This is a genomic window from Nitrososphaerota archaeon, from assembly GCA_027887005.1.
Taxonomy (GTDB): Archaea; Thermoproteota; Nitrososphaeria; order Nitrososphaerales; family Gagatemarchaeaceae; genus UBA183.
In genome coordinates this window covers 1-7,462 of record JAPCJI010000024.1, presented here as the reverse complement: position 1 = coordinate 7,462, position 7,462 = coordinate 1, and the positions used below count along the sequence as shown (strand labels likewise).

7 protein-coding genes and 1 pseudogene are annotated in these 7,462 nt (G+C 60.1%); 3 read left to right on the top strand and 5 right to left on the bottom strand.

Going from position 1 to position 7,462, the window contains the following annotated elements:
* Window positions 1–169: 169 nt before the first annotated feature.
* A complete protein-coding gene (rnhB, locus tag OK438_09025; protein MDA4125567.1) occupies window positions 170–826 on the top strand; it encodes a ribonuclease HII in 657 nt (218 codons plus the stop codon).
* On the opposite strand, the gene OK438_09020 is transcribed toward rnhB, so the two are convergent.
* Window positions 823–1,476, bottom strand: coding sequence for a fibrillarin-like rRNA/tRNA 2'-O-methyltransferase (locus OK438_09020; GenBank protein MDA4125566.1), 654 nt, complete (start codon window positions 1,474–1,476; stop codon window positions 823–825). The two genes, rnhB and OK438_09020, sit on opposite strands and share 4 nt — an antisense overlap.
* Window positions 1,473–2,387: a C/D box methylation guide ribonucleoprotein complex aNOP56 subunit gene (locus OK438_09015; protein ID MDA4125565.1), complete on the bottom strand. Its 915-nt coding sequence runs from the start codon at window positions 2,385–2,387 to the stop codon at window positions 1,473–1,475. Before OK438_09015 ends, OK438_09020 begins: the two co-directional genes overlap by 4 nt.
* A gap of 720 nt (window positions 2,388–3,107) precedes the next feature.
* On the opposite strand from OK438_09015, the pseudogene OK438_09010 reads away from it, so the two are divergent.
* Window positions 3,108–3,277 (top strand): annotated as a pseudogene (locus tag OK438_09010) (30S ribosomal protein S30e).
* Complete coding sequence (locus OK438_09005) at window positions 3,274–4,869, top strand: tRNA uridine(34) 5-carboxymethylaminomethyl modification radical SAM/GNAT enzyme Elp3 (protein ID MDA4125564.1); 1,596 nt, start codon at window positions 3,274–3,276, stop codon at window positions 4,867–4,869. The pseudogene OK438_09010 and the gene OK438_09005 overlap by 4 nt, the downstream one beginning before the upstream one ends.
* 61 nt (window positions 4,870–4,930) lie before the next feature.
* Here OK438_09005 and OK438_09000 read toward each other — a convergent pair whose 3' ends face one another.
* From OK438_09000 to OK438_08990, 3 genes are all read right to left on the bottom strand, one after another.
* Window positions 4,931–5,782, bottom strand: a complete 852-nt coding sequence (locus OK438_09000) for an ABC transporter permease (GenBank protein ID MDA4125563.1) — start codon at window positions 5,780–5,782, stop codon at window positions 4,931–4,933.
* Window positions 5,779–6,591 carry an ABC transporter permease gene (locus OK438_08995; protein ID MDA4125562.1) on the bottom strand — a complete coding sequence of 271 codons (813 nt, stop codon included), beginning with the start codon at window positions 6,589–6,591 and terminating at the stop codon, window positions 5,779–5,781. Before OK438_08995 ends, OK438_09000 begins: the two co-directional genes overlap by 4 nt.
* A partial coding sequence (locus tag OK438_08990; GenBank protein MDA4125561.1) for an ABC transporter ATP-binding protein occupies window positions 6,581–7,462 on the bottom strand: 882 nt, incomplete at its 5' end. The genes OK438_08990 and OK438_08995, both read right to left, overlap by 11 nt.

The following is a 7,462-nucleotide window of genomic DNA, read 5'->3' as shown; positions in this document are numbered from 1 at the left end:
GGAAGACTGGAAGACGACCTTCTGACCGAGTTGAGGGAGAAGGCCCAAACAGCGTTTGGCCTGACGCTCGAGAACAGGGACGAGGTGGCTGACGAGCTGGCTACCACCCTGCTTGCGGCCGTGGGCGGGTCCAAGACTGCTTAAGTGAGCCCGGGGGTTCGGTTCTCTGATGGTCTCTTACCTTGGAGGGGTAGATGAGGCAGGTCGCGGATGCGTCGTGGGTCCCCTTGTCATCGCAGGGGTCTCGGTCCGGCCCTCCGTCGTCAGAGAGCTGAAGGATCTCGGGGTCAAGGACTCCAAGAAGCTCTCCGCCCGCCAGAGGGAATCGCTCTATGGCGACATCCTCAAGGTCTGCGACAGGGTCCACTCGACGAAGATCACGACCACAGAAATCGACAGGGTCGTGAGGACGGGCAAGAAGTACTTCAAGCTAAACTATCTCGAGGCGGTCTACTTCGCGAGGGTGATTGACGAGCTCGGGGCAGGAAAGGTGACGGTCGACGCCTCCGACGTCCTGCCGAAGAGGTTCCAGGACAACATATGCGACAACCTGAAATCCAAGTGCGAGGTCTTCGCTGCGCACAGGGCTGACAGGGACTACCCCCTGGTCTCGGCCGCATCCATAGTGGCGAAGGTCGAAAGGGACAAAGAAGTCGGCCGGCTCCGCGAAAAGCATGGAGATTTCGGCTCCGGGTACCCTTCTGACCCGACCACCCGAGGCTTCTTCACGGCCATGATCATGGGGGGGCAGCCAATCCCAGACTACGCGAGGAAGAGCTGGAAGACGTGGCTGAGGCTCCAGGAAAGCCTAGAAGCATTCGTCTAGTTCGTCGCGTAGATTAGCGCATGGTCCTTCTCGAAAGGACTCAGCTCAATGATCGATAGTATCCTGAATCCTCCGTCCTCGAGCCGGGTCTTTTCCTCGCCGAATACCTTTGCCGGCTCCTTCAGGACGTCGATGCTCCGTGCCTTGACCACCAGCAAGAGCTTCCCTCCCTCCCTCAGCATCTGCCTGCAGTTCTCCATGGCGATCTCAGTCTGGTCCGGCTGGGCGATGTCGCAGTAGACTACGTCCACCTTTGAAATGTTGTACTTCGAGGGGTCTCTCGCGTCTGCCACGTAGGGTATCACGTTCTTCCTCTGCCGGGCCACGTTTTCGACGAACTCTCGGGCGACCCTCGGCGCGAACTCGACCCCGATGAGAAGCCCCTTCTCGCCTATGATGTCCGAGACATGCGAGGGGGTCGTCCCGGTGGACGTTCCGAGGTACAGGACGCGGTCGCCTTCCCTGATTACGTCTTCGGGGAGCCCCTTGAGGATGGCTGCGGCCAGCTTGCTTCTGAACGGGTCCCAGGTTCTGTATTCTTCTCCGTCCTTCATCTGAAGCTCTTCGTTGTATACCCGGTAGCCCTTGGCAAGGTTCCTCGTCAGGAGGAATGTCCTCCCCTTCCGGTCCTCTCGTCTGATCGCGGTCATCGCCGGCGGAACTTCTGACGCCTCTGGAACTTGTCCGCTCTCCTCGGGCGCTCCTTCCACTCGTGGGTGTGCGATGGAGGCTCCTTGTACTTCTCCTTGATGTTCTCGATGCGCTTGTCAAGGCCAGGCTTCAGAGAGGCCTCCTCGCTCCCCCTGTAGTAATCGACCCTCGCCGCTATCGCTATCTTGTTCGCGATCGTCCTCGCGATCTTCCCGCGCTGCCACTTCGGGGCAGTGTGGACTTCCTGGTGCTGGAAGAGTATCCCGTGCTTCGGTGGCCGGGCTCCAGTCCTCAAGGCCCTGAAGAGGGCCTTCTCCGCGCCCAGGATCTGAATGGTGCTCGCTGGCAGGACGGCCAGCCTGTCCAGTCCTCCCGCCTTTGCCATCAGCCTCGCCCCGATGGTGGAGCCTGCTATCGCTGAGACGTTCGGGGAGATCTTCTTCATAGCGCTTTCGACGTATTCGTTGAGCTTGTCCCTCTCGCCGCTCAGCTCGACGGCCAGAGACGCGAGCGCCTTGACCCTCGCCATGTCCTGGTCGCTGATCTCCCCTCCCTTGGACCTCTCCTTCGCGGTGAGGATTGCCTCCACCTTCTTCTCTGTGAATCCCCTTCCCTGGAGGGATTCCTGGGTGAACCCGTCCCTCCGTCCGGAGGCGACTATCATCTTGCAAAGCGCCACGTTGTCTTGGAGCATCTGGGTGAGCTCCGGGAAATGAAGACCGTACCACTCCGCCGCCCTGGTCGCGGTGATGTTGAGGAACTTGTCAGTGTCGTCGAGAGCCTGGATAGCCTGCACGAGGTGCAGGTCGGGCCGGGAGCCAGACTTCCGAATAGCCTCCTCGGCCGCGGCTATGGACTTCTCCCTGATCGCCTCAATCGAGGGACTATCTTCCGGGATGGCTGACGCCAACAGAGTTCGGTCTACCCGCCTCTCAGTGGATTAAATGGTTTTGTGCAGACTTCGGCAGCCAAGGAGTTGTCCACCTTGGTGCTTAATTCCAGCCTCGAAATCCGTCAAGTTGGCTTTCTCAAGTGCAGGAGGGCGACAGGATCAGAACACATTCCCCTGTAAATTGTGCGGCGCGAGCTTCGATTCGCTAAGACGTCTCTCCGGCGACAGGTCGGGGAAGCATCCGAGGAAATTCGGGCTCAAGAACGCCACAATCTCGCCTGAAAGGCTGACAGTGGCCCAATTGGGCTACGTAGCCGCATTCCTCGATGGAGAAGGAGGGATTCAGATCACGAAAACCTTTCGCCAGGCCAGAGAGTACAAGCTCGCGCTTCACCCGACGGTGTACTTCACGAATACTGACTATCGCGCAATCCGTACCCTGCGGAGTTGGCTGGGGGGAGGACTCGTGAAACGAAGGCAGGAACTCTGGAACCATAAAGACACCTACGTCCTCAGCATCACAGGGACCCGAAACATACTCCGGCTCTTGGAGGCTCTCCGTCCTTATCTGATAATCAAACGGCATCGGGCAGATGTGATGATTGCGTACTGCCAAAGTAGGCTGACACACTTGAGGTCTCGCGATAGAAGATTCAATTCGAAGGAGCTACAATTATATACTCAACTTCGTCGCTTGAACAAGAAAGGAGGTAAAAAGAAACGCCAACTCACGGTAGCCTGACAAAGGCGGGTAAACATCACAAAGATGGCCTACAGTCCGAAGTCAGACTCCGAAACTGGAAGCCAAGCCGAAGCGAAGCAAGATACCAAAGGTAAGGAACAAGCGTACCTACGAGAAACGCTTTACTCTCAAGCGCAAACCAGGACAGAACTGGATGCGCCGGTGACCGATAGCTCTCTCGAACGCCTAGGTACTGCGGTTGCCTTCCTCGCCGCCGAGGTTAGCGAAGGCAGGGTTCCGACCAGAGCTGCCCTCGAGAAGTTGAAGAAACGAGCGGCCAAGGAATTCTCCCTTGACAGGTACGTCTCGAACTCCGAGATCATAACGGCTCTGCCTGCAAGTAACCAAGACCTGTTCGAACAGATGCTCACAGTTCATCCCCGGAGGAGCGCCTCGGGCATAGTCGTCGTGACAGCCTTCACCGCGCCCTTCTCCTGCCCCCATGGAACCTGCGTGTTCTGTCCCGGGGGTCCCCGCTTCGGGACTCCCCAGAGCTACCTCCCCCACAGCCCTGGGATGAAAACAGCCCTCTCATTCGGCTTCGACCCGTGCCTCCAGGTCCAGAGCAGCCTCGCCAAATACAAGGCCAACGGCCACGAGACGAGCAAGGTCGAAACGATAATCGAAGGCGGCACCTTCATCGCGGACCCATCCGAGTACCAGCTCACATTCGTAAAGGGGGTCTACGATGGGCTCAACGGGGTCCCTTCCACCTCCCTTGAGGCGGCACAGGAAACCAACGAGTCCGCAGCGAACCGATGCGTCGGGTTGACCCTGGAGTCGAAGCCCGACTGGTGCCGGCCCTTGGACGTCGACCTTATGCTTCTCTACGGAATAACGCGCCTCGAGATAGGGGTCCAGAGCCTCAGGGACGAAACGCTCGCCCTGTCCAACCGCGGTCACAGCGTCCGCGACGCGGTGGACGCCTTCAGGGTGGCGCGGGACGCGGGGCTGAAGATCACCGCCCACATGATGCCCGGGCTTCCAGGGGCAACTCCCCAACATGACCTTGAGGACCTCCGGGCGCTCTTCGATAGGGAGGACCTCCGACCCGACATGACGAAGCTCTACCCCACCCTCGTCGTTCCTGGGACCGCCCTGGCTCGACAGTTCGAGGCAGGGCTCTACAGCCCGTACGACCTTGAGACAGTAGTTGAGCTCCTAAGCGAGATGAAGCGCTTCGTCCCTCCCTGGCACAGGATAATGAGGATCCAAAGGGAAATCCCTTCCGACGAGATCTCAGGCGGAGTGAAGAACGGAAACTTGCGCGAGCTCGTCCTCGCCAGGGCTCGGGAGAAGGGCTTCCGCTGCGGTTGCATAAGGTGCAGGGAGGTCGCCCTCGGTTCGCCCCAGTCCCTCGATGCCGAGGATGAGTTGAGGTACTCGGAGCTAAGGTTCAAGGCATCGGAAGGCATAGAGGTTTTCGGCTCGTTCGAGTATGTGAAGAGGGGTCGCATCGCGGGCTTTGTCAGGCTCCGACTCCCCTCAGACCGAGCCCACAGGCCCGAGGCGCACGGGGCGGCCTTCGTACGAGAGCTCAGAGTCTACGGAAGGGCAGTTGCGGTGGGCGGAAAGGATCCAGGAGCGTGGCAGCACAAGGGCCTGGGGGGTGCCCTGCTCGAGGCGGCAGAGAAGACGGTCAGAGAGGACTTTGGTGCCAGGAGGGTCGTGGTGACGAGCGCCGTGGGGACAAGGAACTACTACCGACGACTGGGGTACGCGAGGGAAGGTCCGTACATGTCCAAAGTCCTCGAGTGACTCTCTGACTCATGTACTGAGACCCCGCGCTGCGATCAAACAACTGGAGAAGGGAAGGATTCTAGGCTAGCCGTCTGTCGATTACGCCGTCCTTGCGTGCTTTCTTCTCGGCCAGGAAGTAGACCCATAGACTGACCCCAAGGAGCAGGAACCCTCCTACGACGCAGAGGAAGAGCGCGTAGAGGTAGTTTCCCGGCAGGCTCGGCACTATGGCGACCCTGGCCGCAGCTATGAACTGCGTGAAGGGAAGGTAGGTCGCCCCTGCGGAGATGGGCCATGGAAGGATTGTCGGGGGGAAGAGGGCCCCGGAGAAGACCATGAGGAGCCCGGCCACATACCCCGGAAGCGACCATTCGAACTTGCTCGCGTAGAGGGAGTAGGCTCCGAGGAAGTATCCCAGGCCCAGCGCAGCGGGGATGTTCGCGATGAGCGCTACCCCGAGCAGGAAGGCGGAGGCGGGAGTAATCACGATGGGCATCGAGGTGTTGAGGAACGAGCCCAGGACATAGTATGCCACAGCCAGTGCCGCCAGGGAGGTGACCGTCGAGATCATGAATGCGGAGACCGCCCTCCCAGCTACGTAGACGGCCGTCGACCTTGCCGTCAGATAGATGTGCGGAAACACCGCCAGGTTCTTCCCCTCGGCGATGGCGATGGTGGGCACCCAGGCATAGGAAGCAACGTGGGCGTAAAGCGTCGAACCCACGAGGACGAAAGCCAGCCTCTGGGGGTCGAACGTAGTGAAGTTCGTCCCCCCCGCGGTCGAGCCGAACCAGTAGATGATCGACACTGTGATGGCCGACGCGAAGGGTGCGACCGTCCTAAGTGCAAGCGAAAGGACCGGGGTCGTCCAGGCTAGGTCGTGCTGAAGGCCCATCCAGGTAGCGGCGTAGAGCGAGCGCAGGTTGGTCATCTGATTCGCACCGCTATGGTCCCGTCCCTCCTACCCATGTTCTCAAGCATCTTCAGGGCGAAGTTCGAAATCCCAAGGAAGACTACAGCCATGACGGCAAGCGCCACCAGGCTTGGCCAGACGCCTTCGATCCCGACCCCCGGCGGGAAGAGGGTCAGCCTCAGAGCGTTCATCCCGATGGTCAAGGGTATCAGCGACGCAAGGGCTTGGATTGCGAAGGGAAAGCGCGACGCCGGCCCGATTGACGGGAAGTAAATGCCTGAAAGCATCGACACCGGTTCCTGGAGGACCTCGTTCATCGACTCTGCTTCGCGGCCATAGGTAAGGTAGAGGGACGAAAGGGTCATGCCCATGGCGTAGAGCGAAGCCAGGGTCAGCGCGAAGGTCAGGGCCACCGCCCCCCACGAAGCTGCGATGACCGGGTGGAACAGGAACCAGCCTAGGGCCGTGACGATGATGGCAGAAGGCACCGTCCCGATTATCCCGCCCACCGACATCCCAATCAGGATGGCAGTTATGGAAGCGGGGGACGTGAGGTAGATCTCGAAGAGCCCTTCCTGCTTGTCCCAGTTGAACTGGCTCGCCATGGACCAGAGGACGTTCCCCCAGAAGGAGACCATGACGCCTCCCAGCACCGCGAACCCGATATAGTTCGCCGCCCCGATGCTGTAATAGAGCAGGGAAAGGGCCAGGGAAGAAAGGACGGGGAACCCCATGCTCACGACGATCCACAGAGGCTCTCCGAATATGCTCCAGAGCCTGACCAGGGCCCTCGCCCTCATGGTCCTGAGCCAGGGCCTAGGCTCCATCCTGCTCTTCCCTTTCCTTGAAGCCACGGCCCACCAGGGCGACGAAGACCTCCTCGAGGGTGGCCGCCTTCCTCCAGGACGCCACTACCTCGTGGCCGACCGACTCCACGGCCTCCTCCGCCCTCCTCGCGGCCACGTCGTCTTCGACCACCACCTGCACCGTCGACAGCCCTCTCTCTTCGTCCGTGGCCGAGGTGAACCCCTTCACCCCTGCGACCCGGGTGAGCATCTCGAAGGACGGGTGCGGGGGAGACACCTCCATCACCAGAGCCGGGACGCCGAGGGACCTCTTGAGCTCCTCGGGGGAGCCTTCAGCGATGACCTTGCCTTTGTCGATTATCGCGACGCGGTCGCATATGGCATCGACTTCGGCCATGTTGTGCGTCGCCAGTATTATCGTCCTTCCGTTTTGGCTCGCTTCTCTCTTCAGGAACTCTCTGATGCTCCTCGCCGTCATCACGTCCAGCCCGATAGTCGGTTCGTCGAGGAAAACGACCTTGGGGTCGTTGACGAAAGCCCGGGCTATGGTCGCCCGCTGCCTGTAGCCAGTGGACAGCGCGTAGAACTTCCTGTCGAGGTACTTCGTCAGTCCAAGCATTTCGGAGAGGTCCGTTATCCGTTTCTCAGCCAGTTCCGACTCGATGCCGTACAATTGCGAGAAGAACCAGAGGTTCTTCTTTGCGCTGATGAAGTCGTAGCCCGCCTTTTCGGCCCCGCTGGCCATGTTGATCACATGCCTGACCTTTTCGGGCTCGTGCTCCACGTCGAAACCCATGACCTTCGCCGAACCCCCGCTGGGAAGGAGGAGGGTCGAGAGGATCCTGATCATGGTCGTCTTCCCCGCGCCGTTGGGCCCGAGAACCCCGAAGAT